A 25539-nucleotide genomic window follows, 5' to 3' on the forward strand; every position below is an offset into this window, starting at 1 on the left:
TACTCCGGCGATCACCGCGCCGATAACCAGCAAAACAAAAACAATAATGCCTATTCCTATCATATTTTTCATATTTTTTTAATTTTTATAATCAATTTCTCGCCGTTGGCTTCGACCTCTTTTCCGCCTTCGGCCGCGCCGATGATTATCTTTTCCGCCAAAACATCTTTTTTCAAATCTTTGGCAAACATTTTCAGGGCATTTTTTACCGCCTCGCTTTCAGTCGCGATGGTCAAGGCAATCCGATCATTGATCGTCAGTTTGGTGTTCTTGCGCTCGGCGTTTATAAAGCGAACTAGTTCGCGCTTCAAGCCCTCGGCGATTAACTCCGGCGTCATCGCCGTATCTAACTCGACCGACAAATCACCTTCGCCAACCGTACTCGTCACTTTTTTTACATTCAATTCATCTTTGATCAATTCAACGTATTCATTTCTTAATTCATAATTCTTAATTCTTAATTCAGTCAAGGGTTGACGCACCTTAATGCCGGCCTCATCGCGCTTGGCCAAACCAAGTTCAACGACTTTGCGCGCCAAAGCCATATCGGCAACCACCCCCATCCCCTCCTTGGAAAGGAGGGGTGCGCTAGGCCACTCTTCAAGATGCACGGACATTTCCGGATCGGCAAAATTATTGCCCGTGACTTTCTGCCACAATTCTTCAGCGATGAACGGCGTGAACGGCGCCATCACTTTAGCCAAGTCAGTCAATACTAATCTAGTCGTTGCTAGTGCTGAATCTCCATCGGATAACACACCCCGTCGCTCGCTGTCGCTCGCGCCACCCCTCTCTAGAGGGGACTCATTATTTTTGAAACGATCGCGGCTGCGGCGCAAATACCAGGTGGAAAAATCATCGATGAATAAAGCGATCGGGCGCGTTGCGCTCGGCAAATCATATTTTTTCATCCCCTCGCTCACTTCGGCGACTAGCTGATTTAATCTGGCAATAATCCACTTATCCAAAACATTTTTTGGTTCAAAGTCAGAACCACCCCCAGACCCCTCCTTGGAAAGGAGGGGGGCGCCAGCATACATTTCATAGAATTTATAAACATTCCAGAGGATCATATTTACTTTGCGCAAACAATCGGATACGCCTTTTTCGGAAAAATTCAGATTCTCGGCAGTCATCACCGGCGAAGTCAAAAGATAATAGCGCAAAGCGTCGGCGCCGTATTTCGCGAATAATTCGGTTGGATCGGGATAATTTTGCAAGCGCTTGGACATTTTCTTGCCGTCCTCGGCCAAAACAATTCCATTGACGATGACATTTTTATAAGCAAAGTTATTCTTGATACCGGTGGCCATCACGTGCAGATAATAAAACCAAGCTCGGGTCTGGTCTACGCCTTCAGCGATAAACTCAGCCGGAAAATTCTGCTCAAATCTTTCTTTGTTCTCAAAAGGATAATGCATTTGCGCATAAGGCATCGAACCGGAATCGAACCAGGTATCCAAAACATCAGGCACGCGCTTCATCTTCTCTCCGCAGATATCGCATTTTAAAATAATTTTATCGACCGAATCTTTATGCAGATCAATTTCTTTTTTGGCGGCATTATTGACATAAACGATTTTAAATTCGCTTTTTCTGGTGTGGTCCGGGCCGTACAGCGACAAACCGGATTCGTGCTTGCTCCGGCCTCTTAAAATGCTGATCAAATCGTCGATCGGATCAGAATGCGAAATAATTAAGATCGTTTTGCCTTTATTTTTTTCCAAAACCGGCAAGAGCCATTGATACATCCGCTCGCCGACTTCGGTTTGCGTTTCGCCCGTACCGCCGCAACGAATATCCATTACTTCTTCAGGCGTTGCAGCCAGATATTTTTGGCGGATTTTGTCATGAGCGGCCAATTCTTTGCGATCCTTATTTTCCCAAGCGCCCAAATTTATTTCTCGCAGGGAATCAACTATCTCAAAATCAATCCCCAGGCTTTGACAGATTAGCTCGGCAGTTTCCCTGGTGCGGGTCACGGGAGAAGCATAAGCAACAATCTTTTTTTCCTGTCCGGCTATTTCTTTGGTTAATTTTTCTATCGTTGACGCTACCTGTGTCTTTCCTTTTTCTGTCAAATGATTATCTTCTTTAAGCGCAGTAATAACGCCGGCGGCATTGCTCTCGGCCTCGCCATGACGGATTAAAATCAATTTGGTCAACTGGCCGTCGGCGGCCTGATATAATTCTTCCAGCGAACCTAAAACTTTTTTGGCGCCACATTGGCATTCCCAAATCGGGAGAACCGAAGCCCAAAAACGCTGGCGGGAAATCGACCAATCGCGCGCGCCCTCGAGCCAATTGCCGAATCGGCCCTTTTTAATATGCTCCGGCGACCAGTTGATCGCTTCGGCCAATTCCAGCATCCGCGGTTTCATCTGGGTTATCTTTACGAACCAGGACGAAGTCGCGTAATTGATCAGCGGCGTTTCACAGCGCCAGCAATGCGGATAACTATGCTCGAATTTTTCTTTGGAGAACAATAAATTCTTCGCGGCCAAATATTTAATTATCGCCACATCAGTCGCTTGCACATCGTCTTTCGGTTTCACATGCAGACCGGCAAACTCGCCCATTTCCGGTTTGAAAGTTCCATCCATCGCGACATGCTGGATGAACGGCAGATTATATTCGCGGCCCAAGATCATATCGTCCTCGCCAAAAGCCGGTGCGATATGCACTACGCCGGTGCCGTCTTCGGTCGTGACAAAATCGCCGTGATAAATCTTCCAGCCATTATCGCGATTCACCAATTTTTCATCTTTGGCATAATAATCAAACAACGGCTTATATTTTTTGCCGATTAATTTCTCGCCTTTAAATTCTTTAATTATTTTATATTCTTTGCCCTCAAAAATCTTTATTGCCCGCTCTTTCGCCAAAATATATTTTTCAATTTGTAATTTGTCATTTGTAATTTGTAATTCAATATAGTCAATTTCCTTCCCGACTGCGAGCGCAACATTTCCCGGCAGCGTCCACGGCGTAGTCGTCCAAGCTAAAACAAAAGTCTGGGCCTGGCTCGCCGAAGCATCAGTGGAGGCGGCTTCATCGACTAATTCGAATTTCGCCGTCACGGAAAGATCTTTGACGTCCTTATAGCCTTCCGCCACTTCCGATTGCGACAAAGTCGTTTCGCAGCGCGGACAAATATACATCGAGCGATAATCTTTATAAACCAGATCATTATCCCAAAGCTGTTTGAATGCCCACCAGATCGATTCCATGTAACTCAAATCCATCGTGCGATAGGGGCGATCCATATCCACCCAGCGGCCCAAACGCTTAACGATCTTTTCCCATTCATCGGCATAAGACAAAACTTTCGAGCGGCAAAGCGCGTTGAATTTTTCCACGCCGATCGTCTCCATAATCTCCTTTTTGCTCTTAGTGCCCAATTCTTTCTCGACGATATTCTCGATCGGCAAGCCATGACAATCCCAGCCCCAGCGGCGCGGAATATGATACCCGTTCATCGTCCAAAAACGCGGCACCACATCTTTCATAAGCGAGGCGACCAGATGGCCGTAATGCGGCGTACCGGTGGCGAACGGCGGACCGTCATAAAAAACATATTCGCCGCGAGGCGCATCTTTCTGAACGGACTTTTCAAAAATTTTATTCTTTTCCCAGAACGCCAAAACCTCCTCTTCCATCCCGACAAAAATATTCTTTTTTCCCTCGTCCGCCGAAGCCTTGGCGAAGGCTGATTGATTAATTTTTTCCATTTGAAAATTCTAAAATTTCAAACATTGAGATTTGTTTGAAAATTCCTGCCTGCTGGCAGGCAGGGATAATTGAAAATTATGTATTAATATTACCCTTTTTTTAGCTCTTTGTCAAAAACAAAAAAACACATTTATAAACATAAATGCATTGCTAATCTAAGCCCAAAATAAAAAGGGCTATTCCGAAAAAAATTCGAAATAGCCGGAGTGAAAAATAAGCCCGAATCAGGTCCGCTTGACCGGAAATTCCTAGCAATCGCCCACCAGCCGTAGCAAGTCGCTGGCCCTGATTCCATCAGGAAGACGAGCATAAAAATAAATAACCATCAGGCCAAGGAGCGTGAGAGAAGGATTTTTGTCAGGGAAAACACCGTGGCAAAAATGCAAAGTAGCCGCTACTTGGGCATCGCTAGCCCGGAAAATCAGGCAATCGATCGAATGAATGATCTGGTTGATCCGGAATAATTCTTTTGTTTCTGAGTTAAAAACATCCGCGATCTTCGGATCCAGCTCCCGGGGAACATTAAGAACTATTTCCCCAATGTCCAGTAATTTGACCGCCTTTTCAGCCACATCGCTCATGGCATTGGAAAGCTCCATTGTCAATCCTTTCGCTAAATTGTTAAGAACAAACTTAATCTCCCTAACCTAATACTTTTAGGATTGTTTGTCAATCGGCTGACAAATTTTTTATTTCGCCAAATTGAACGCAGTGCTGGTGGCATTGGGATTTTTTCCGCGGGTGAAATAATATTGCATGATATCTTGCGCCACGTTCAAAGCGATCTGACTGCCCTCGATACCCTCCTCAACTAAAACCGTTACCACGATCTCCGGATTTTTATAAGGCGCGAAAGCCGTGAACCAAGCGTGGGGAACTTTATCCGTCCCCCATTGGGCCGTGCCGGTCTTAGCCGCCGCTTCCACGGGCAAACTTTGCAATTTTTGAGCGCTGCCTGATGTAACCACTTGCCGCATTCCCTGCCTGACCACTTCAATATTATAAGGATCGACCATATTCTGCCGGATAATTTTTGGCGCTACCGGAGTGATGGTTTGATCATTATTGGTCAAAACGGCCTTGACCACATGCGGCTGGTAAAGCGTGCCATGATTGGCGAAGACCGCCGTCCAATTGGCATTTTGCAATGGCGTCACCAAAAGATCGCCCTGGCCGATAGCCAGATGATAAGTATCGCCGATATACCAGCTTTCGCCCCTGACCTGTTCTTTCCAGGCTTTGCTCGGCACGAAGCCGGGCGATTCATTGGGCAGATCGATCCCGGTTTCCATCCCCAAGCCGAAAAGCAGCAGGTATTTGGCGATCCGATCCACGCCCAAACCGACAAAATTTTCATAACCGCCGCCAATATAATAAAAAAAAGTATTGATCGACCAAGCCAAAGCCCGGCGCACGTCAGTGATCCCGTGTCCGCCGGAAAGCCAATCGGGAAAGAACCATTGATTAACATGGATGCCACCGGTGGAATTCACCGTGGTGTGTTCGGAAATCACTTTTTCCTGCAGCGCCGCCGCCGCGATCACCATTTTAACCGTCGAACCGGACGGATATTCCCCGGAGATCGAACGATCAAACAGCGGATTATCCGGAGCATTGACCAGCGCTCCGTATTCGTCGGCAGTAATGCCGCGGGCAAAAAGCGTATTGTCATAAGAAGGCAAACTGATCAAAGTCAAAATTTCCCCGTTGTTCGGATCCATGATCACCACCGCCGCTTTATTTTCGATCTTGGCCGCTTTCAAGCGCGCGTTCAAAATCTCTTCCGCTTTTTTTTGCAGATCATAATCAATGCTTAACTGGAGATCGCTGCCGTTAACCGCCGGCTGTTCGCTTAATACTTTTTTAGCCGAGCCCAGCGCGTCAACTTCAATCTTGGAAAAACCGCTCTTGCCTTTCAACGTGCTTTCCCAGGAATTTTCCACCCCGGCCTTGCCGATATAGTCGATGGGCGAATAATCTTTGCCGTATCGCTCAAGATCGGTGTCGCTAACCTTGCCGGTGTAGCCTAAAATATGTGAAAGCGATAAAACTCCGCCGGTAAGATATTGCCGCAGATCTTTGGTCGACAAAACAATGCCGGGCATATCATCAGCCGACAAATAAACCAGCATGGCTTTGTCATAATCGAGCTTATCAATGATAAAAATCGGCCGCGAATAATCCGCCGACCCGGGTACGATCTTAACGAGCTCGCCGCGCAGACTATTGAGCAAGGCTTCCTTTTTCGCCGCGTCGTCGGGAAAAATCATCGCACCGGCCTTGGCCAAGATTTCATTTCTTTTTTCCGGATCAAAAGGCATTTCGGACGGGATGAGATACAGAATGAAGTTGGCGGCATTGCGGACCAGCGGCCGTCCGGTTCGATCGTAAATTATTCCGCGTTTGGCTTCGATGCGCGCCGTTCTGACGCTATTGCCTTCCGCCATCGATGAATAATAATCGCCCTTGATCACCTGCAGCCAGGCCACTCGCGCGAGCAGCAAACCGCTGAAAACAATGATAAAAATTATAAAAAAATTCAGCCGGGAAAATTCAAAAGTCCGACCTACCACTTCGCCGATCTTTCCGCTCGGAATAAACGAACTTTCGATCCACTCCCGGAAATGAGAATATTTTTCCAATTTGCCATTCTTAAAACCGCCATGCTTCAGCACGAACGGGTCGTCTGTTTTTAAATCATATTTTTTAGTCGAATTGAACATTTATTTCAAAATATATATTGCCAAATGTAATACTAATAAATACGAATACATACTAATTTCGAATGTGTTTTTAGCAAGAATTCGTTATATTAGTATGTATTCGTATTCATTAGTATTACAATAAAAACCTACTTTTTGATAATAAATACCGGCTTCAGCCGATCGCTGATCAAATTGGTCAAATAGAAAAGGACCGCGACCGCCAGGAGATTCAAAACAAGGCCGTCCGCTAACCGCAACCAAAAATTTTTAACAAGCGGAAAAAACGCGGCTTTGTTTTCCGAAAAAAAACCGGCCGAATAAAAAACGAGGTTGAAAACAAAATAATAAAAAATCGTGGCGAAAAAAGTCAGGCCAAAAAAAGAATAAAGGGAACGGTTGGTGAAAAAATTCTTAGCCAGAAAAGAAGTGAAGAGAAAGATCGCCGGCCAAAGAAAGATAAAAAATCCGAACCAAAGAGGAAAATACAGATCAAAAAACAGGCCAATCAAAAAAAACCACCAAATCGTTTTGTAACCTCCGCTCCATTCCAGGGAAAAAACCAAAAAAATGATCACCAAATCCAGCCCCCGCAGCCAAAGCGGCAAGGCGGAAATGAAAGCGATTTGCAGGATCACCAGCGCGATGACCAAAACTAATTTGAAGAAAAGGCGAAGATACATTTATGAAATTGGAAATTTGAAATTGGAAATTTGGAAACAAATATTTTTAAAACTAATTTCCAATTTCTAATTTCTAATTTCTTGCCATTTATTCCTAAAATTTATAAAACAATATTACGGGATAATTATTGAAACGATGGTTAAATTGTCGAGGTTCGCCGCCGGCTGGATATTGACGCTTTGCCAAATATCGTTGCTGCCGCGGTCCACTTTGGCCGCTTGGCCGATCAATAAGCCGCGGGGAATATTCGACTCCAATCCGCTGGTCACGACCAGATCGCCGACGCTGACACTTTCCACTTGCGGAATATAATCCATATTGATGGTCAAGCCGAGATTGCCGCCGGTTACGCCGATCGTCCGGTTGACATTCTGCAGCGTGGCCGCCATTTTGCAGCCCGAATTGGTGATCAGAGTGACGCGAGAAATTTTTTCTTCGGTCGCCGTAACTTTTCCGACTACGGCGCCAGTCTCGTCCAGCGCCGCCAATCCAGCCACGATCCCGTCGTCACGGCCCTTATCGATTACCAGATCGCCCAAACTTTCTTCCGGACCGTTTAAAATCTCCCGCGAAATAACATTGGCTAAAACATATTTTTTTTGCTGCCCCGAGTCCAAAAATTTCAAATGCTGGCGCAAGACGGAATTCTCATCCTGTAAGTTTTTTAAAGAAGCGTTTTCCACGGTCAGTCGTTCGACTTTTTTTTCCAAATCCTCAACTTGCACGGCCAAATTTTCCTGCCGGACGCTATTGGAATATTTCTTATTAATCTCGTTTGACCAAAACTGCAAACGGGATGCCACCGGATTAAACACCAAGAAAAAAACTCTCTCCACCGGCGCCAACCAACCGACGAAATGCAAAAAAATAAGCAACCCCACGGTTGCCAGGAACAAAACTATTAATTTGAGATTAAATTTTTTCATAAAGAATGGGAAAAAACAGAGAACAAAGAGCAAAGAACAAAATTTATTTAAATCACCCTGCTCTATGCTCTATGCTCCCATGCTCTATGTTTAAAGTTCTTCGCTTCCCGGAGCCAGCACCTTCTTTAATAACTCGTTGTCTGATAATAGAATGCCCATGCCGCGAACCACGCAGGTTAAAGGATCGTCGGAAATACGCACTGGAATCTTGGTCGCGGCGGCGATCTGCTTATCCAAACCGCGCAACAGAGCTCCGCCTCCGGAAAGAAAAATGCCATTTTCGTAAATATCAGCCACCAATTCCGGCGGCGTTATTTCCAAAGTAAGTTTGATATTTTCAATGATCTTATTGATCGATTTGGCGATTGCTTCCCGAATTTGCGCGTCATCGACCATCACGGCTCGGGGCAAGCCATTGATCAGATCGCGGCCGCGGACCTCCATTTCCATGTCTTCTTTTAGCTGAATGGCCGAACCGATCTTGATCTTCACGCTTTCCGCCACCTGTTCGCCGATCAAAATATTGAATTCCTCGCGGATATAATCGATGATATCGCTATCGAAACTATTCCCCGCCACATTCAAAGACTTATAAGTAACTACGCCGCCCAAGGAAATTACAGCAATCTCCGAAGTGCCGCCGCCGATATCCACCACCATATTCGCCACCGCTTCGGTTACCGGCAAGCGCGCGCCGATCGCCGCCGCCATCGCCTCTTCGATCAAAAATACTTCGCGGGCGCCGGAAGATTTGGCCGCGTCTTCGACCGCCTTTTTTTCCACTTCAGTGATATCGATCGGGATGCCGACGATCATCCGCGGCCGCGGAATGAGCGTAAAACTTTCACTATGGACTTTATCGACAAAATATTTCAGCATTTTTTCCGTCACTTCAAAATCCGAGATCACGCCCTCGTTCATCGGTTTGATCGCCTTGATATGCGACGGAGTTTTGCCCACCATTTTCCGGGCTTCTTCGCCCACGGCTAAAATTTCGTCTGTCCGCACATTGACGGCGACGACTGACGGCTCATTGATCACAATCCCCTTGTCAGTCGTGTAAACCAGAGTATTCTTAGTACCCAGATCAATGGCCAAATCCTTGCTAAACTTTCCTAATAGCTTATTGAACATTATAAAAACTCAGGTTAATAATCGATATTATTGTGCTAACATAATTTTTCAAAATCCTAAATTCAAAGCACAAAACTCAAAACAAATCTAAAATTAAAAAACAAAAATTTAAAAAATTATATTGCATCGAAATTTTAGATTAAGATATTTTTTATCCCTGCGGGTAATAGACAGAAATTTTTGAATTTTGGATTTTAGATTTGTTTCGGATTTTGGATTTTGTGCTTCGGATTTTGCAGATTTAAACAATATTACATTTTTAGGCTAAAAAATCTTTTACTGGGCTATCCAATTTAATTAGCTTCACCTGATCGCTGTTTCTTTTCTTAACTTCCACCGCGCCTTCGGCGAGCGTCTTATCACTTATTACCAGCCTGATCGGGCAGCCGATCAGATCGGCTTCGGCGAATTTTTCGCCCGCCCCGGCTTCTTCCCGTTCGTCATACAAAACTTCAACCCCCTGCTCTTGCAATTTTTCATACAGCTGGTCGGCTTCTTTTTTGTTATTTCCCCAGCTGGCCTTGTTGCCCAATAAAATCAGATGAACCTTGAAGGGCGCGATTTCCTCCGGCCAAATAATGCCGCGCTCGTCATGGCAAATTTCCACCACCGTACCCATTGCCCGGGAAGGGCCGATGCCAAAGCAACCCATCACTACGTCTTTCTTTTCCCCGTTTTTATCGACATATTGCAATCCGAACGGGCTGGAGAAACGATTAGCCAGCTTGAAAATATTGCCGACTTCCACGGCTTTGGCTTCACGGAATTTTTTGCCGCCGCAAATCGGGCATTGCGTCTGCTCGGCGATGATTTCGCGATTGATGGCGACGCGGCAATTATCGCAAATGTAAATTATATCCTCGCCCGCCGCGCAAAGCGTCTGGAACTCGTGGGAATATTTGGCGAAAGAACCGCCGGAAGCATAAGTTAAATAGGTAATGTCCCCCAGGCCGAAACGGTCGAAAATCTTAAAATAAGCATGCTTGGCTACTTCATAGAATTTATCCAGGTCCGCTTGATCGGCATGGAAAGAATAGAGGTCTTTCATGGAAAATTCCCGGCCGCGCATGATTCCGGACTTGGCCCGCAATTCATTGCGGAATTTAGTCTGGATTTGATAAGGCATGATCGGCAGGTCGCGGTAAGAGAATAAAAATTTCTTAGCCAGCGGCACGATAACTTCTTCATGGGTAGCGCCTAAGGCGTATTCTTTTTCGTCCGCGCCTTTCAGCTTGAAGAGAACGTCAAAAGCTTCCCAGCGGCCGGTTGTTTCCATGTTTTCTTTAGGAATTAAAACCGGCATCAAAATTTCCTCGCCGCCGATCTTATCCATTTCCTCGCGAATAATATCGCTGATCTTCTGCAAGACTCGCAGTCCCAAAGGTAAAAAAGAATAAACACCCGCCGAAAGCTTGTCGATAAAACCGGCCCGGATCAAAACTTGAGCGTTAAAGCTTACTTCGTCTTTTGGCGCCTCTTTGGTCACTTTGGTGAAAAGCTTGGATTGAAGCATATTAAAAGCAATTACAAATTATGAATTATAAATTATAAATTTATATTTTTAGCTTTACTGGTGTGCAAAAAAATTATACAGCTGCCAAAACAAATTTTTACGGTCTTAGATTAGATTTTATCGCAAAATCAAGGCTTTGTCAAAACAAAAAAAGGCCTGGCTCGATAAGCGCCAAGCCCCTTAATATCCGGCGGTCTTTTAATTTTTTAGGACTTCTTTTCAAAGAGAAGCAATAAAGGCGAAGCGAGGAAGATCGAGCTCCAGGTGCCGATGAAGACGCCGATGGCCATCGCCAAGGTGAAGTCGCGGATCGAAGCGCCGCCGAAGAGGAAAATGGCGATCAAGACCAGGATCACGGTGCTGGAAGTATTGATTGAGCGCACCAAGGTTTGATTGATGCTCATATTGACCGTGCCTTCGAAGTCCAACTCGCTCTTGGGCAAATTTTCCCGCACGCGATCAAAAACGACGATCGTATCATTAATGGTGTAGCCCAGAATGGTAAGCAAGGCGGCGATGAACGGCGCGTTGATTTCCATCTCGGCGTATTTTCCTAAAACCGAGAAAGTTCCCAAAACCACCAAGACGTTGAAAGCCAGGGCAATCACCGAGCACAAGCCGTACTTCCACGATTCCACCGGGCGGGAGACCTTGCGGAAAGCGAAGGCGATATAAATAAGAATAATGATAATGGAAACGACAACGGCGTAAAAAGTTTTTCTTTTCAATTCTGAACCGATTGACGGACCGACCGAATCAAAACGCAATTCTTCCACTGAAGAAGTGCCTAATTTTTCCAAAATCTTGGTATGGACCTGATTTTCCGTGCTTTGAAAGCGCAGGATCATATCTTGCTCGCCCACCGGTTGGACGATCAAGCCGCCCAAATCAAGGCCGGATAATTTGTCCTGCACATCGGTCACCGTCGGCCGATCACCGTTGAAACTCAATTCTTGCAAGCTGCCGCCGGTAAAATCAATGCCGAATTTCAGATGCCAAATGAACAGCGCGGCAATCGAAGCAATGGCGAGAATTATAGCGATAGCGAACCAGATTTTTCGATGTTGGATTATTTTCATATTTTGAAATTTGAGATTTGAAATTGGAAATTTGATTGAAATTAATGTCTAATCTCAAATTTCTAATTTCAAATTTCTGCAATTTATTTATTGGTAATTTGATTTTCCGTTTCCGTAGGTTTTTGCTTCACGCCCGTCATCAAGCTCAATCCAAACCACTTCTCCGGCAAAAGCGCCAAAAGATTCTTGGTCACGGTGATCGCCGAGAAAAGCGACATCACCACGCCGAAAAGCAAAGTAATGGCAAAACCCTTGACAATGCTAGTCGAGAAGAACATCAGCACCAAACAAGTCAGGATGGTGGCAATATGACCGTCGCGAATGGAAAGCCAGGCACGATTAAAACCCAGTTCGATGGCTTTCGCCGCCGGCTTGCCGTAACGCAATTCTTCTTTGAATCTTTCAAAAATCAAAATGTTGGCATCGACGGCCATGCCGATCGACAAGATAAATCCGGCCATACCCGGCAAAGTCAGAGTGACCGGCAATTGCGCCAGGCTGGGCATAGTGAAACAGCCGATGATCAATAGTACAAATCCGAGCAGGGCCAATGCCAAAGCCCCCCCGGTTAGCTGGAAAAATATCATTACAAAAGCGATCAAGACCAAAAGCATGATGCCCCAGACTTTAAAAATAGCCAGCAACAAAATGGAATAAATCGCCAAAGCCAAGACCGAAACCAAACCGGGCAAACGATAATAGAAGATCATGAACAACGCGACCAACAAGACTCCCCACAATCCGGCTTGCAAACTGTTGGCCACTGAAACTTTTCCCAAAGTAGCGCCTACGGTTTGCTGGCTGACCAAGGTTATCGGCACGGGCAAAGCGCCGGCGTTCAAACTTTGCGATAAGGCATTAGCCTTGGCCACGGTGAAATTTCCGGTGATCACGGCACTGCCGCCGGAAATCTTGGTATCCACGGTCGGCGCGCTGATAACTTCGCCATCCAAAAAAATGGCGATCGGTTTGCCGACATTACGGCCGGTCAACTCTTCAAATAAAGCTCCGCCTTCGTTATCAAAGGCCAAGGAAACTTCCGGCTGGCCGTTCTGATCAAATTGCACGCTGGCGCGCTTTAAATATTTTCCGGTCAGCTTGGTGGCAACCCAGCTTTGCTCGCCAGCGGCGGTATTAGCCGCGGCTTTGGCGATAAAAATCGTCTGGACTTTATATTCCTCGGCAGATCTTTCGTCTTCTTTATAGATCAGATGATAACCGAATTTTGTTTCGACTATGAAAGAAATGGTGCCTACTTTCTGCGGAAAAACCGCGTCTTCAAAAGGCTGAACCATCTGGCCTTGCCCGAACCAGCCGAGTTCGCCGCCGCTTTGGGCAGCGCCAGGTTCAGTGGAGTTCTTTTTCACCAATTGGGTAAAATTCTGCGGGGTGGCGATCTTGGCCAACTCCTTGATCTTGGCCAAGGCTTCTTCCTTGGTAGTCGTGGCCGCGCAGCCTTCCGAACCCTGATAACAGATCAGCAAATGGCTGGCCTTCACTTCCTTTTTCGGCTGATTGGTAATTTGATTGGTAGCCGCGCGCTTATCCAACAATTTAGCGATGATGTACCCTTGACTCGTTTCGACAATATCGGTCGCGGCGCCGATCTTCAAACCGGCCAGTTTTACCGCCAATTCCGGAGCCTTTCCCGCGTCAATCCAATTTCCGGCCGCGGTAGAACTGGCGCTTTCATTATATTGCGCGGCGATCTTGGTGAAATCGCCATTAGAAATAATTTTACCCAAAGCGGTTTCGGCTTTTTTCAAAGCCGCCGCGTTCTGATCTTTTATTTTTTGCGCCTCGGCCGCGGTCGATGACGGAGTTCCTTGTTCCTTGAATTCCAAGATCGGCGTCTCGCCGATGATCTTGATGGCTTCGTCGATATTCTTTACCCCGGCCAATTCCACCACGATCCGGTAATCTTCGCCGGCCGATTTCTGCACCTGGACCAATGGTTCGGAAACGCCATAAGCATTGACTCTTCTTTCAATGACATCGCGAACGCCTTGCGCCGCCGAGGCTTCATCGCCAACCGGCACCTGGGAAACATCAGCTTTATAGATCAGCTGGGTTCCGCCTTGCAAATCCAAACCCAGGCGGAAAGGCACGAATTTGGCATGAGGCAATTGTACGAAGTCGTTGGTTTTGCCGGCGAGCCAATCCGCTCCTTGATTGTAATAATTTCCAAAGGCGATCAAGCCGGCGGTAATGGTTAAGACCAGTAAAATAACCGCGAAGACCTGCCAGAGCTTGCCCTTAGTTGACGGTTGAAATAATTTCTTAAAAATGTTGTCGGCCATATATTTAATCAATGAGAATTTCCGCCAAAGGCGGATCAGCCCTTGGCTGAAAAAATTATAAATTATAAATATAACAAAAAATAAAAAGGATCGGTTGACACCCTTTAAACAAAAAGAATAACGCAAAATGGCTGAAAAAGCAAGAGGAAAAAAAGACTTGACTTTTTTTTGATTTACCACCATAATACCAAAAAACGATGTTCTTTCTGTCACTAACCAATTATAAACCCATAAAAAAGGAGAAGGAAATGTTGAACACTTCAACCGAAAGATGTCCAAAAACGGCGAAACGGCTCACGATTCCGCCGATAATCCCCGGTTTGCCGGCTACCGAAAAAATTATTTTTTACGGGAAAATGTACGGCGAAACATTCTTCATCATCACCACCGCCGATTCAGAGCTGGAAAAATTAAATAAACTTTCCTTTTTTTTGGCTCCCAAAATCAATACACCTAAAGATGATAAAAAGGCGACAACTGACACGATCGAAGCAGCGGCAACAACCGACACGAAAAAGGCGACAATCGATACGATCGAAGCGAAGGTATATCGCGGTCTTGGTCCGACTCTTGAATCTTTCTCGATAACCGCCGGCTGTAGAATGACCGAGAGCGACGGCATTCTTTGGTTCTGCAGGGCAAAAGCTGACGAACGCGAGCCCGCAGAAATCAGCATTTCTTTCCGGGAAAATAATTATCTCGTTAACGGCGAACCGTTCGAAGAATTATTTTCATTGATCTGAATTAGCGCCAAAAAAAATCGCGCCCTTTCCTGCTTAACGGGAAAACAAAAACTTAGTTTCTGTTCGAAACTAAGTTTTTTATTTTCTATAGTTCGTTGTGCCGGTAAAAAATCCGTTTGCCGATCTCGACCAAGCCGAGATAGATGGCCACCGTGCCGACGATCGCGCCCAGCATATAAAGCGGCAACGGTACCAGGCCGAAAAATTCTCCGATCGGCGTGAATGGGATCAGCCAGGCAAAAGCCACGATCGAAAAAGTGCTGATCATTAAGAGCGTGCTGGGCCGGCTTTGAAAAAATGGGATTTTCTTGGTACGGATAATATGAATAACCAAAGTCTGGGTGGCCAGCGATTCCAAAAACCAGGCAGTCTGGAAAGCGCCTTCGGTAACCTTAAAGCCGTAATAAAACAGAAAAAAAGTGGCAAAATCAAAGATCGAGCTGATCGGACCGATAAAAAACATGAATTTCCGGATGAACTTGATATTCCAGCGCCGGGCTTTTGTTATCCATTCTTCATCGACGTTATCGGTGGGAATAGTTATCTGGGAAACGTCGTATAAAAAATTATTCAAAAGTATCTGGATCGGCAGCATCGGCAGAAAAGGCAGGAAGATCACCGCGCCGGCCGCCGAAAACATATTGCCGAAATTCGACGACAAGCCCATCATCACGTATTTCATGGTATTGCCGAAAACTTTGCGCCCTTCGATCACGCCGTCCTTCAAGACATGCAAGCTTTTCCGCACCAGAACGATATCGGCCGATTCCTTGGCCACGTCCACGGCATTATTGACCGAAATGCCGACGTCGGCGGTAGAAAGCGACGGCGCGTCATTGATGCCATCGCCCATATAACCGACGATATGATTGTTGGCGCGGAGCGCCCGGATAACCCGATTCTTATTTTCCGGAGAAAAACGGGCAAAAATCGTGGTGCGTTCGACGCGGCGGCGGAGCGCGTCATCGGAAATATTTTCCACTTCCTTTCCTAATAATGTTCCCTTGACCCGCAAATTGATCTCCAAACAGACTTTGCCGGCGACGAATTCGTTGTCGCCGGTAATAACTTTTATTTCAATACCGATCTTTCCCAACTCCACCAGAATTTCCTTCGTTCCGGCCTTGGGCGGATCGAGAAAAGCGATAAAGCCACGGAATTCCATGGCAATTTCTTCTTCTTTCTCGTAAACTTTTTTTTCTTTGCTGACTTTTTTGATCGCCAAAGCCAGCACCCGATAGCCCTCCATGCTCAATTGTTCGTAATACTTATTCGCCTTGATCCGCTCCTCTTCTATTAAAGGCTTGGTTTCTCCGTTATAAGAATAAGACGAGCAACAGGGGAATATTTCTTCCGGAGCGCCCTTGGTGATCATTGTCCGGCCGGCGGAATCCTCAACCACGACGCTGATTCTTTTTCTGATGAAATCAAAAGGTATTTCATCGATCTTGACATAGCGCCCGATATCGATCTTCTTGTATTCAACGACCGCCTTATCCAAAGGGTTCTCAATGCCGGTTTGATGATAACTGTTCAAGTAAGCGTATTCCAAAACTTTCTCCGAATTATTTCCCGACGAATCGACGTATTTTACCAGGGCGATCTTGCCTTCGGTCAAGGTCCCGGTCTTGTCGGTGCAAAGGATATCCATGCTGCCGAAATTGGGAATGGCCGAAAGCTTTTTGACGATCGCGCCCTGTTTGGCCATCTTAACCGCGCCGCGGGCCATAGTGATCGACATGATCATCGGCAGAAGCTCGGGCGTAATGCCGACCGCGATCGCCACTGAAAAAAGAAAAGATTCCAAAATCTTATGATGGATGATGGCGTTAAAAAGAAAAATGAACATGACCAAAAAAATGATCACCTTCATGATGAAAAAACCGAAATGAGTGATCCCCTCTTCGAATTCCGATTTTTCCGCCGGCCGGGCGAGCGAAATGGCGATCTTCCCGAACTCCGTCCGTCCGGCGATATTGATCACCACGGCTCGAGCTTGGCCGCTCACCACGTTCGTGCCGGCAAAAACAATATTATCAAGTTCGGTTAAAGAGTCGTTGCTATTGTCGATCGCCGAAGAATTTTTTTCCCGCGGGACTGATTCGCCGGTCAGCGCCGATTGATTGACGAAAAAATCTTTGGCGGAGATCACCCGGGCATCAGCCGGCACCAGATCCCCTGAATTGAGAAAGATGATATCGCCGGCGCAAATCTGCGCGACATTGATTTCCCTTTCTTTTCCGTCGCGGATGACCGCCGCCGTCGTCTTGACGGTTTCCAGCAATTTTTTCACGGCCTGGCCGGCATTATGCTCTTCGAAAAAATCCAGCACCGCGCTGGAAATGATCATTAAAACGATGATCGCGGCGGAAATGACTTCGCCGAAAAAAGCCGAAATGACCGAAGCGACAAACAGCAGGATAATCAGCGGACTTTTGAATTTGGAAAAAAACTCTTTGATCACGCTCGATTTTTTTTCTTTGACCAAAACATTTTCTCCGAATTGGCCGGTCCGGCAGCGAGCTTCCCTGTCAGTCAAGCCGTTTTCGCCGGTCTGGAAGCGCTTGAGCACTTCGCCGGCCGCCAGGCGGGAATATTCGAAAACGCTAAAACCATCCAGGTATTTTTCCGTACCGGTTTTGATCTTTGGCGGTTTGCATTTTTTAGCCATAGCTTATTTCCTGCGTCAACTATTGATTAACATTAATATTATACAATATATTTATAGGTTTGAAAAACGTCTTAGAACAAAGATCAAAGAACAAAAATCTTCATGGTTGCTTTGCTCTTTGTTCTATGCTCTCTGCTCTCTGTCGCGGTCTTGCTTTCCCCCCACTTCTATGCTAATATTTGGGCAGGTGATTATTTCAACTAGTTATCGAGTTTAAAATAGTTTGGAAAAGTTTAGAAGTTATCGAATAGATAAGCTATTAAGAAGTCACCAATCTAAGTCCGCCAACTGGCGGTCAAATTAAGCGGGACCTTAAAAATCCCCAAGACTAGAAAGGAAGGTGACTTACTTAAATGGCTTATCAAGATGATCGTCGCCCCATGGGTCCCAGACCGATGGTGGACATTTCCTCGCTGGGTATTACCTGCGCGGAATGCGGCGCCCCGATAGACAAATTGCCGTTCGAACCTACTAAAAAGGAAGACGGCACTTACGGCCGGCTCTATTGCTACGAATGCAATAAGGCCCGCATGAGAGATCGCGGTCCGAGAAGAGATTTTAGAAACTAATCTTTCTTCAAGATAAAAAAATCGCCCTTAACGGGGCGGTTTTTTGTTGGCAAGCAGCGCAAGACGAAATTAAAGTTGTAATATATAAAATTTACACTAAATTATTTTATTCTGCAAAAAGATCAGCCGCTCTTCCACCACGATCTTATGGCCGTAACAATTGCCCAAATTATACCTGTAATAATAAAAATTGCTCCGAATAACCATTGCATACCAAACCTAATACTATCATTTGCATTTGGAGGATTTGGAGAAGTAATCGTATTGACAAGACTTCCACAACTAGAAAGAAAAAGCAAAAAACCAAGAATAAGAAAAACGAAGGATATTACTATGTGTTTTTTTATTTTTTTGCTAGTAAATTCAACTCTTACTGGCACATATTCATTAACTAAGTCGTGCCCGCAAAAACGACAAACTTTGGCTTCAATTTTAATGTCCTCGGCACAATAAGGACATTTTTTTGTTTGTTCTTGATCCATATAATATAAAACAAATTAGTTAATTATTTTCCCTATAGCGCGCATTGGAAAATTTCCGTAATCACGCAGCGTAGAAGCCGTGCAAAATTGCGTTGTCCGAAGTCCGCTTCATTATTATAATTTTATAAATCAAGGCGGACGAGTATAGCAATTTTGCTAGGCTTCCTAGCGGAGTGATAGGAAATTTGTCCCTGCGCGCAGTTTTTTGCGCCACTTTTTTTAAAAAAAGTGGCAAAGATTTTTGATGATATTTTAATAATGTCAGGAATAGACCCACCCCGTCGCCGAGGCGGCGCCACCCCTCCCAAGAGGGGACTTTTTTTATTTGTAAAATTTTTTATTTTTTACTTATTACTTCTTGCTTCATCGCAATGTCCATCCCCCATCGACGACGATCACCTGTCCGGTGATGTAATTAAATTTTTCCGAAGCGAGAAAGACAACCGCGTTAGCAATATATTTTATTTATTCGAGAGATCGTTGATGAATTTGCGCGTGGCCTGATAAAAATTGCCGGTTCCCTTTTTCAATCCCAGCGGCTTCAAAATCTTATCAGAATTATTTTCCTGGAATTTGATCACTGCTTTGCGAGTAAGCGCGCCGAATAAAGCGGTTTCTTTGCCTGGCGAGCCAGCGCCGGATTTTGCCACGACATAACCATGGCTGTTGAGGAATTTTTGCAGATTTTTCACATCTTCGCCGCGGCTGCCAAGTTGTAAATTGCGGCTAAAGTTAATCTTGGCTGTTTTGCTCTTGGCCGCCGCGGGCTGGGCGCCGGCATTAGCATTGCCGGAGATGCCGGCATTCGCGGTATTATCAATGATCCCAAGTTTTTCTGTTTTCTTGGGTTCCGCGGAAACCATAGCGCTTAAAATAACGTCGGCCGAAATAAGGCCGGATGGCTGTCCCCAGGCATTATAAAACTTGGCGTAAACGGTATATTTGCCGTTAGAGCAAACTGAACCGCCGGTCAGGCCGGAACAAAGATCCCACAACTTGCTCGGCTGATACTCTTCCTGGCTGGCATTGGAAAAATCGCTCTTCGCGGAAATAGCCATTTTCTTAATCTCGCGGCCGGCGGAAAAATTCAAAGTGACCAGCCGGTTGGAAACGGCCGCCGCATTATTATTAATTACAATTTTTGCTTCATAAGAGCTGGGGGAAGGCGCGCTATAAGCCGAGGAAGACAACAGAGCGGCTTGAACGCTGGTAATGAATACGCCGCTTTTAGGTCCGGCGGTTGAAACAAGATTGCGCTCATCGGCCACATAGGCATAATAATTATGAGAAGTGCTTCCGTCGCTCGAGGCAACTTTATAGCTGCAGGAAGGGTTGGCGGAAATAGCGGTGGAATGGCACCATTCGCCGCCCGCTCCGCAACCGGTGCCGTTGAAGTCATTGGCCTTGCAAACATACAAAGCGACCAAACTCGACGATGCTTCCGTGTCCGGGTCAGAAGCGGTGGAAGAAAAAACTATTTCCTCATCGGCCTTTGACTCCGCGGTCGGCGCGGAAATAGCCGTAAAAGAAGGATCGTGATTGATTTTGAATGGCGAACCGTCTCCGCCCGAACCCTGCGAAGCGGACGAGCAGGCCGAATTAGCGCTATAATCACAAACAAAAGCGTACCAATCGCTGGATTCGCTATCGCCTGCTTGCGCGGCATAGGAACAAGAGGCGCTCGAACTGGCGGCAGTAGAACCGGAAACGCACCAAGTTTGACCGGAATCGCAAGTCGGCGCCGCATTGTTGTTAGCCGTAACCGAATCAGTCTTGCAAACCGCCAAATAATAATTATTCGTTTCTGAATCCGCGGCTGTGGCCGTGAAAGAAACATTATTTCCTTCGTTGACCGGCGTGGAAGTCGCGGAACTGTCAGCCGGATCAACGGCAAAAGTCGGCGAACTATTGGGAACAATGGAGAAAATAGCCCCGTAATCGGAAGCTCCGCCGCCTTCAGTCGTCCCGTAAAGCAGACCGCCGGAAAGAATAAGCGAGCCAAAAGGATTTGCTCCGTCGTTTGTGCCGCCAACGAATTTATAAAAAACGCTGTAATTTGTCCCGTTGGTATTGAGAGAAAAAACAACTCCGGAATCCGCGGTACCGCCTTCCGTGGTCATGCCGTAAAGCTTGCTGCCCGAAAGAGTCAGGGAACCGTTGGGGTATTTTCCATCGTTATTGCCTCCGGCAAATATATGAAGGGTGGCGTAGTTGCTGCCGTTGGTATCAAGGGAAAAAATTATTCCTTTATTCGGGGTTCGGCCGTACATGGCCATACCATAAAGCTTGCTGCCGGAAATGACGACCGAGCCGTAAGGAGCATTGCCGTCGCTGGTGCTGTTGGGAAATTCATGCAAAGCAGCAAAGCCAGCGCCGCTGGTGGAAAGGGAAAAAACAACGCCCTTGTTCGCGCTTCCGCCATAAACCGTCGTGCCATAAAGCGTATTGTTTGCCAAAGCGAGCGAACTATAAGGATTGGCTCCGTCGCCCGCGCCGCCGGCAAATTCATGCAAAGTCGTAAAGCCGGTGCCGTTGGTATTGATCGAAAAAACAACGCCCTTGTCTTGCGCCCCGCCGGTAAAAGTTTGGCCGTAAAGTTTGGTGCCGGAAGCAATAAGAGACGCGTAAGGCCGAGATCCGTCGCCCGCGCCGCCGGCAAATTCATGCAAAGTCGTAAAGCCGGTGCCGTTAGTGTTCAGGGAAAAAATAACGCCCAAATCCGCGCTGCCTCCCGCGAAAGTCATGCCGTAAAGAGTGCTGCCGGAAAGAGTGAGATCGCCGTAAAAAGGCGTTGCTCCGTCGCCCGCGCCGCCGGCAAACTGATGCAAGGCGGTAAAGCCGGTGCCGCTGGTGGAAACGGAAAAAATCAAACCTTTGTCCGAACTTCCGCCGGTCCTGGTCATACCGTAAAGAGTGCTGCCGGAAATAATCAATGACCCCTGGGGCTTGCTGCCGTCAGCCCCGCCGACATGGAATTCATAGGGAAGGGCAAAATCAGTTCCGTCAGTATCAATGGAAAAAATCGTGCCTGAATCATAATCACCGCCCCTGGTCGTTATGCCATAAAGCTTGTTACTGATAATAACCAGGGTGGATTTGGTATTATATCCATCAGCCGCGCCGCCGGCGAATTCGCGCAAGGTGGCAAAATCAGTGCCATCGGTATCGATCGAAAAAATCGCGCCGCCGGACGAAGCGCCGCCGTTCATAGCCGTGCCATAAAGCTTGTTGCCGGAAAGAGTGAGAGCGCCGTGAGGATTTATTCCGTCGCCCGCGCCGGTGTTGAACTCATGCAAGACAACAAAACCGGTGCCGCCGGTAGTTAAGGAAAAAATAGTTCCATTATCCGAAGTTCCGCCTTCGCTGGTCGCTCCATAAAGAGTGCTGGTAGCCATAATCAGCGAACCATTGGGGTGGGATCCGTCGCCCGCGCCGCCGGCAAAATTATGCAAAACAGTAAAACCGCTCCCGGAAATATTCATGGAAAAAACAACGCCTTTGTCCGAACTCCCGCCGACTCTGGTCATGCCGTAAAAAGTGCTGCCAGCCAAAGTAAGCGAACCATAAGGTCCGGCTCCGCCCGCGCCGCCGGTAAAATTGTGAATGATCGTATAATCAGAACCATCAGTATCAATAGCGTAAATTATCCCTGAATCCGTACTCCCGCCCGAATAGGTCATGCCGTAAAGAGTACTGCCAGAAAGAGTAAGCTCGCCATATTGAGACGGCTGGATTCCGTCGCCCGCGCCATAAGTAAAGTCATGAAGGGAGCTAAAACCGGTGCCGTCGGTGTTAAGAGAAAAAAGGACGCCCTCATCGGTAATTCCGCCTGTCATGGTCGTCCCGTAAAGTTTGCCGCCGGAAACAATGAGCGAGCCGTAGGGAGAGGACCCGTCGCCCGCGCCGCCGGCGAATTCATGCAAAGTGGTGAAACCGGTGCCATCCGTGGCCACGGAAAAAATTATGCCTTTGCCGTATCTTCCGCCGCTAAAAGCCATGCCATAAAAAGTACTACCTCCTAGCGCGAGCGAACCGTGGGGAGCGGAACCTCCTGAAGCAAGGAACCGGAAAAGCATCGTGTCCGGATCGACGATCCAATCGATGTCAACATCTCCTTTGATCTTTAAATCAAAAACATCGGCCGGCGATTTAAGGTTAGAAAGATAGATCTGATAAATCTTTTCCTGATTGATCGCTTCAAAAACAGCAACTGGAACCGGCTCTCCTTCCACATAAACTTCGATCGATCCTCCCGAGCCTGATCTGGCCGACAAAGTGATATCTTTAGTATTGTCCAGCGCTCCCTCAAAAGTCACCCTGACTGATTGCCCGGACGTAAAAGAAGACCAAATATCATCCTTGGCTTTTACCTGATCATAAACATTTTCAACAACTCCCCCATTTTCATCAAGCCGATAAGCTTCTTTGATAAATATCCGGCTCTTCGCCTCGGCCTGGAACTGATCTTCCGGACTAGAAAAAGCCAGAGCGCTTTCCCGCGAGGAGGTTATTCCTAAAAAACCAATAGAAACAACAATTAATAAAGAAAAAAATAAAAAATTTATGGCTAATTTTTTGGAAAAATGCTGCATAAATTTTAATTTATTTAAATTTATAATAAATGGTATTCAACCGCGGGGCAGGCACTCGCCCTATCTTTTCTAGAAGGTATCCTCGCTTGCCGCCGGACGAAGTCTTTATCATCGCTCGCTCGGAAATAATCTCCGCGAGGCGCGGGATTATTTCACTCGCTTCGCTTGATAACCAATCTTATCTTCGCTCGCTCGGAAATAATCTCCGCGAGGCGCGGGATTATTTCACTCGCTTCGCTTGATAATAAAATATCTGCCAATTTTTCAAGCAATGGCTGATTAGCTGTTTTCAAATAAATAATAGCCCAAAAATGGTTTATGGTAAAGGAGGTGATTTATTTTACCTTAACTTCAGCAAAAAAGACGCCGGCGTCGAAGCCGGCGTCTTTGTATGTCTTAATTTTAGCCATTTTTTCTTTTAGAGGCAAAACTTCAGAAAATAATCCGAAAAAATCCTTATTTTGGTTCAATTCTGATCGCCTCTCGGATTGAAGCGCAAATTTTATCTTAATATCCAGCCGCCATCGACCACAATAACCTGACCGGTAATGTAATCGGATTTTTCCGAAGCTAAAAAGGCGACGGCGTTGGCGATGTCGGCAGGCAAGCCCATGCGAGCCGCCGGAATCATCGCGATCGTTTGTTTGGTTTGCTCTTCCGAACCGCCGGAAGCGCCCGGGGTTTGGATCGCGCCCGGCGCGACCGCGTTAACCGTAATTTTTTTATGCGCCAATTCTAAAGCCAAGGCGCGGATAAATCCGTTGATGCCGCCCTTGGAAGCGCAATAATGAGTCAGGCCTTCAAATCCGATTAGCGAGGCGACCGAGGAAATACTGATAATACGGCCGCCCTCCGGCAGATGCTTCACTGCTTCCTGCGAACACAGAAAGTTGCTTTTTAAATTAATATTCATGACCTTATCCCAATCTTCTTCGCTTAATTCCGCAAATGATTTAAACGGATAAATGCCCGCGTTGTTGACCATAATATCGACGCGCCCGAATTTTTCCAAAGTTTTCCCGAGCAAATTTTCCACGTCGGATCTATGGGAAACGTCGCAGCCGACGCCGATCGCTTCGACGCCCATCTTTCTGATTTCATCCGCCACCGGCTCGCAATCCTTTTGATTCAAATCGGCGATGACGATATTACAGCCGAGACTGGCTAACTCTTCAGTAATCCCCCGGCCGATCCCCCGCGCCGCGCCGGTCACGATCGCCACTTTATTTTTTAACGACATATTAATTTTTGTCTTCCGGCCGCCCTCCTTAAATCGTGGCTATTGCCGAAATAACTTTAATATATAAAAATTATTTTAAATATTGCTCGACATCGATCCAGCCGGAAAGCTGCGTCGCCGTACCGACATAGCCGCTGGTATTGATAGTTGTGCCTTTGTGAATTCCCAGATGCAGATGCTTGCGCTCGCCGGCAGTTTCCGCGCTATAGCCTTGGCCTAAAATTCCTAGTTGTTCGCCGCCCGATAAATTCTCGCCGACCTTAACTCCGATACTGGTTAATTTCAAATGGCCATAGACTACCGTCACATCCTGGCCGCTGATCTTGCAGCGCTCGACGGCCATGCCGCCATAGCCGCGCGCGGTTTCCTTGATCGCCAGTGTCCCGGTACAGATGGCATAAACCGGAACGATCGAATCGGTTTCGCTGGCAAAAGCTTCAAAATCAACGCCGGTATGATAACCGGAAAACCTTTCCGGGCTGACCGGCGAATGGCCGGGCGAAACTTTTATCCCGAAAGGTTTTTTAGTAATCCTTTCCAGAGCATTGGCGATCGGCTCGGCAATCAATCTTTTCGGTTTATCCGCCGCGGCAACGCTCTTTCCAGTACTTGAAGCGATAGCCGGCGCATCGGTTGAAATAATATTACTAACCGGAGGAATTGGATTTATTTTTACATTTTTACTTTTAGGCGCCAAAATAAAATACAAGCCGACAATGACAAAGGCAATAACCGAATAAGCTAAGATTTTAAAAAAAATTTTGAACATGGCGGCCGGCGAATCATCTAATTTTTAAAAGGAGAAACTTGATACTCATTAGATTTTTTTGATTGAAAAAACTTCTGTATTTCAAAGATGATAAATATCGAGGAGCTGGCCGCCGTTATCATTAATATTTCCATTGCCGAAAGAGGAACGAATCCGAAAACACCGGCCAGCGGAGAATAGATCGCGATCAGCTGCAGGCCCACCGCGATCGCGATCGAATAAACCAGAAATTTATTGCTGAAAAATCCTATTTCCCAGATATTTCTCTTGCTGCGGCAGGATAAGACTATGAACATCTCGCAAAAAACCGCCGTGGTCAGCGCCATTGTTCTGGCTTTTTCCAGATCGACCTGATAATAAAGAGCGAAAAGCCCCATCGTCACGACAAAGGAGCATGTTCCGG

17 protein-coding genes and 1 pseudogene are annotated in these 25539 nt (G+C 46.5%); 2 read left to right on the forward strand and 16 right to left on the reverse strand.

What is annotated here, in order from left to right; translation table 11 throughout:
* Positions 1–68: 68 nt before the first annotated feature.
* The 9 genes from PHE24_03000 to PHE24_03040 form a co-directional block, all read right to left on the reverse strand.
* Complete coding sequence (locus tag PHE24_03000; GenBank protein ID MDD4902079.1) at positions 69–3731, reverse strand: class I tRNA ligase family protein; 3663 nt, start codon at positions 3729–3731, stop codon at positions 69–71.
* 249 nt (positions 3732–3980) lie between these two features.
* Entirely contained in the window at positions 3981–4331 is a 351-nt protein-coding gene (locus PHE24_03005; protein MDD4902080.1) for a hypothetical protein, read from the reverse strand.
* 90 nt (positions 4332–4421) lie between these two features.
* Entirely contained in the window at positions 4422–6455 is a 2034-nt protein-coding gene (gene mrdA, locus PHE24_03010; protein ID MDD4902081.1) for a penicillin-binding protein 2, read from the reverse strand.
* Positions 6456–6583: 128 nt separating this feature from the next.
* The gene (locus PHE24_03015) at positions 6584–7117 is read right to left on the reverse strand and encodes a hypothetical protein (GenBank protein ID MDD4902082.1); all 534 of its coding nucleotides are present in this window, start codon (positions 7115–7117) and stop codon (positions 6584–6586) included.
* Positions 7118–7231: 114 nt separating this feature from the next.
* Positions 7232–8044 (reverse strand): rod shape-determining protein MreC, encoded by an 813-nt coding sequence (gene mreC / locus PHE24_03020; GenBank protein MDD4902083.1) that lies wholly within the window; start codon positions 8042–8044, stop codon positions 7232–7234.
* Between the two features lie 90 nt (positions 8045–8134).
* A complete protein-coding gene (locus PHE24_03025; GenBank protein ID MDD4902084.1) occupies positions 8135–9178 on the reverse strand; it encodes a rod shape-determining protein in 1044 nt (347 codons plus the stop codon).
* Positions 9179–9437: 259 nt separating this feature from the next.
* Positions 9438–10691, reverse strand: a complete 1254-nt coding sequence (locus tag PHE24_03030) for a His/Gly/Thr/Pro-type tRNA ligase C-terminal domain-containing protein (protein ID MDD4902085.1) — start codon at positions 10689–10691, stop codon at positions 9438–9440.
* A 206-nt stretch (positions 10692–10897) separates the two neighbouring features.
* The gene (gene secF / locus PHE24_03035) at positions 10898–11770 is read right to left on the reverse strand and encodes a protein translocase subunit SecF (GenBank protein MDD4902086.1); all 873 of its coding nucleotides are present in this window, start codon (positions 11768–11770) and stop codon (positions 10898–10900) included.
* Between the two features lie 83 nt (positions 11771–11853).
* Positions 11854–14070 carry a peptidylprolyl isomerase gene (locus PHE24_03040; GenBank protein ID MDD4902087.1) on the reverse strand — a complete coding sequence of 739 codons (2217 nt, stop codon included), beginning with the start codon at positions 14068–14070 and terminating at the stop codon, positions 11854–11856.
* 248 nt (positions 14071–14318) lie between these two features.
* Here PHE24_03040 and PHE24_03045 point away from each other — a divergent pair, with 248 nt between their 5' ends.
* Positions 14319–14813 carry a hypothetical protein gene (locus tag PHE24_03045; protein ID MDD4902088.1) on the forward strand — a complete coding sequence of 165 codons (495 nt, stop codon included), beginning with the start codon at positions 14319–14321 and terminating at the stop codon, positions 14811–14813.
* Positions 14814–14898: 85 nt separating this feature from the next.
* On the opposite strand, the gene mgtA is transcribed toward PHE24_03045, so the two are convergent.
* Complete coding sequence (mgtA, locus tag PHE24_03050) at positions 14899–17484, reverse strand: magnesium-translocating P-type ATPase (GenBank protein MDD4902089.1); 2586 nt, start codon at positions 17482–17484, stop codon at positions 14899–14901.
* Positions 17485–17837: 353 nt separating this feature from the next.
* On the opposite strand from mgtA, the gene PHE24_03055 reads away from it, so the two are divergent.
* Positions 17838–18053 carry a hypothetical protein gene (locus PHE24_03055; protein MDD4902090.1) on the forward strand — a complete coding sequence of 72 codons (216 nt, stop codon included), beginning with the start codon at positions 17838–17840 and terminating at the stop codon, positions 18051–18053.
* Positions 18054–18175: 122 nt separating this feature from the next.
* Here PHE24_03055 and PHE24_03060 read toward each other — a convergent pair whose 3' ends face one another.
* From PHE24_03060 to PHE24_03085, 6 genes and pseudogenes are all read right to left on the reverse strand, one after another.
* On the reverse strand, positions 18176–18535 hold the full coding sequence (locus PHE24_03060) for a zinc ribbon domain-containing protein (GenBank protein ID MDD4902091.1): 360 nt from the start codon (positions 18533–18535) through the stop codon (positions 18176–18178).
* A 363-nt stretch (positions 18536–18898) separates the two neighbouring features.
* Positions 18899–18997: pseudogene (locus PHE24_03065) on the reverse strand (SDR family oxidoreductase).
* The gene (locus PHE24_03070) at positions 18997–23127 is read right to left on the reverse strand and encodes a peptidoglycan-binding protein (GenBank protein ID MDD4902092.1); all 4131 of its coding nucleotides are present in this window, start codon (positions 23125–23127) and stop codon (positions 18997–18999) included. Before PHE24_03070 ends, PHE24_03065 begins: the two are co-directional and overlap by 1 nt.
* A gap of 502 nt (positions 23128–23629) precedes the next feature.
* On the reverse strand, positions 23630–24367 hold the full coding sequence (locus PHE24_03075; protein ID MDD4902093.1) for an SDR family NAD(P)-dependent oxidoreductase: 738 nt from the start codon (positions 24365–24367) through the stop codon (positions 23630–23632).
* Positions 24368–24437: 70 nt separating this feature from the next.
* Positions 24438–25136, reverse strand: a complete 699-nt coding sequence (locus PHE24_03080) for a M23 family metallopeptidase (GenBank protein ID MDD4902094.1) — start codon at positions 25134–25136, stop codon at positions 24438–24440.
* 17 nt (positions 25137–25153) lie between these two features.
* The coding region (locus PHE24_03085) for a cation-translocating P-type ATPase C-terminal domain-containing protein (protein MDD4902095.1) at positions 25154–25539 on the reverse strand (386 nt) is incomplete at its 5' end.

This window comes from Patescibacteria group bacterium, from assembly GCA_028707065.1.
Lineage (GTDB): Bacteria > Patescibacteriota > Patescibacteriia > Patescibacteriales > WJLG01 > JAQTUZ01.

Bases quoted from the DNA above. Each gene is read 5' to 3' on its own strand.
- PHE24_03000 (MDD4902079.1), bottom strand. From the start codon at position 3,731: ATGGAAAAAATTAATCAATCAGCCTTCGCCAAGGCTTCGGCGGACGAG.
- PHE24_03005 (MDD4902080.1), bottom strand. From the start codon at position 4,331: ATGGAGCTTTCCAATGCCATGAGCGATGTGGCTGAAAAGGCGGTCAAA.
- mrdA (MDD4902081.1), bottom strand. From the start codon at position 6,455: ATGTTCAATTCGACTAAAAAATATGATTTAAAAACAGACGACCCGTTC.
- PHE24_03015 (MDD4902082.1), bottom strand. From the start codon at position 7,117: ATGTATCTTCGCCTTTTCTTCAAATTAGTTTTGGTCATCGCGCTGGTG.
- mreC (MDD4902083.1), bottom strand. From the start codon at position 8,044: ATGAAAAAATTTAATCTCAAATTAATAGTTTTGTTCCTGGCAACCGTG.
- PHE24_03025 (MDD4902084.1), bottom strand. From the start codon at position 9,178: ATGTTCAATAAGCTATTAGGAAAGTTTAGCAAGGATTTGGCCATTGAT.
- PHE24_03030 (MDD4902085.1), bottom strand. From the start codon at position 10,691: ATGCTTCAATCCAAGCTTTTCACCAAAGTGACCAAAGAGGCGCCAAAA.
- secF (MDD4902086.1), bottom strand. From the start codon at position 11,770: ATGAAAATAATCCAACATCGAAAAATCTGGTTCGCTATCGCTATAATT.
- PHE24_03040 (MDD4902087.1), bottom strand. From the start codon at position 14,070: ATGGCCGACAACATTTTTAAGAAATTATTTCAACCGTCAACTAAGGGC.
- PHE24_03045 (MDD4902088.1), top strand. From the start codon at position 14,319: ATGTTGAACACTTCAACCGAAAGATGTCCAAAAACGGCGAAACGGCTC.
- mgtA (MDD4902089.1), bottom strand. From the start codon at position 17,484: ATGGCTAAAAAATGCAAACCGCCAAAGATCAAAACCGGTACGGAAAAA.
- PHE24_03055 (MDD4902090.1), top strand. From the start codon at position 17,838: ATGGCTTATCAAGATGATCGTCGCCCCATGGGTCCCAGACCGATGGTG.
- PHE24_03060 (MDD4902091.1), bottom strand. From the start codon at position 18,535: ATGGATCAAGAACAAACAAAAAAATGTCCTTATTGTGCCGAGGACATT.
- PHE24_03070 (MDD4902092.1), bottom strand. From the start codon at position 23,127: ATGCAGCATTTTTCCAAAAAATTAGCCATAAATTTTTTATTTTTTTCT.
- PHE24_03075 (MDD4902093.1), bottom strand. From the start codon at position 24,367: ATGTCGTTAAAAAATAAAGTGGCGATCGTGACCGGCGCGGCGCGGGGG.
- PHE24_03080 (MDD4902094.1), bottom strand. From the start codon at position 25,136: ATGTTCAAAATTTTTTTTAAAATCTTAGCTTATTCGGTTATTGCCTTT.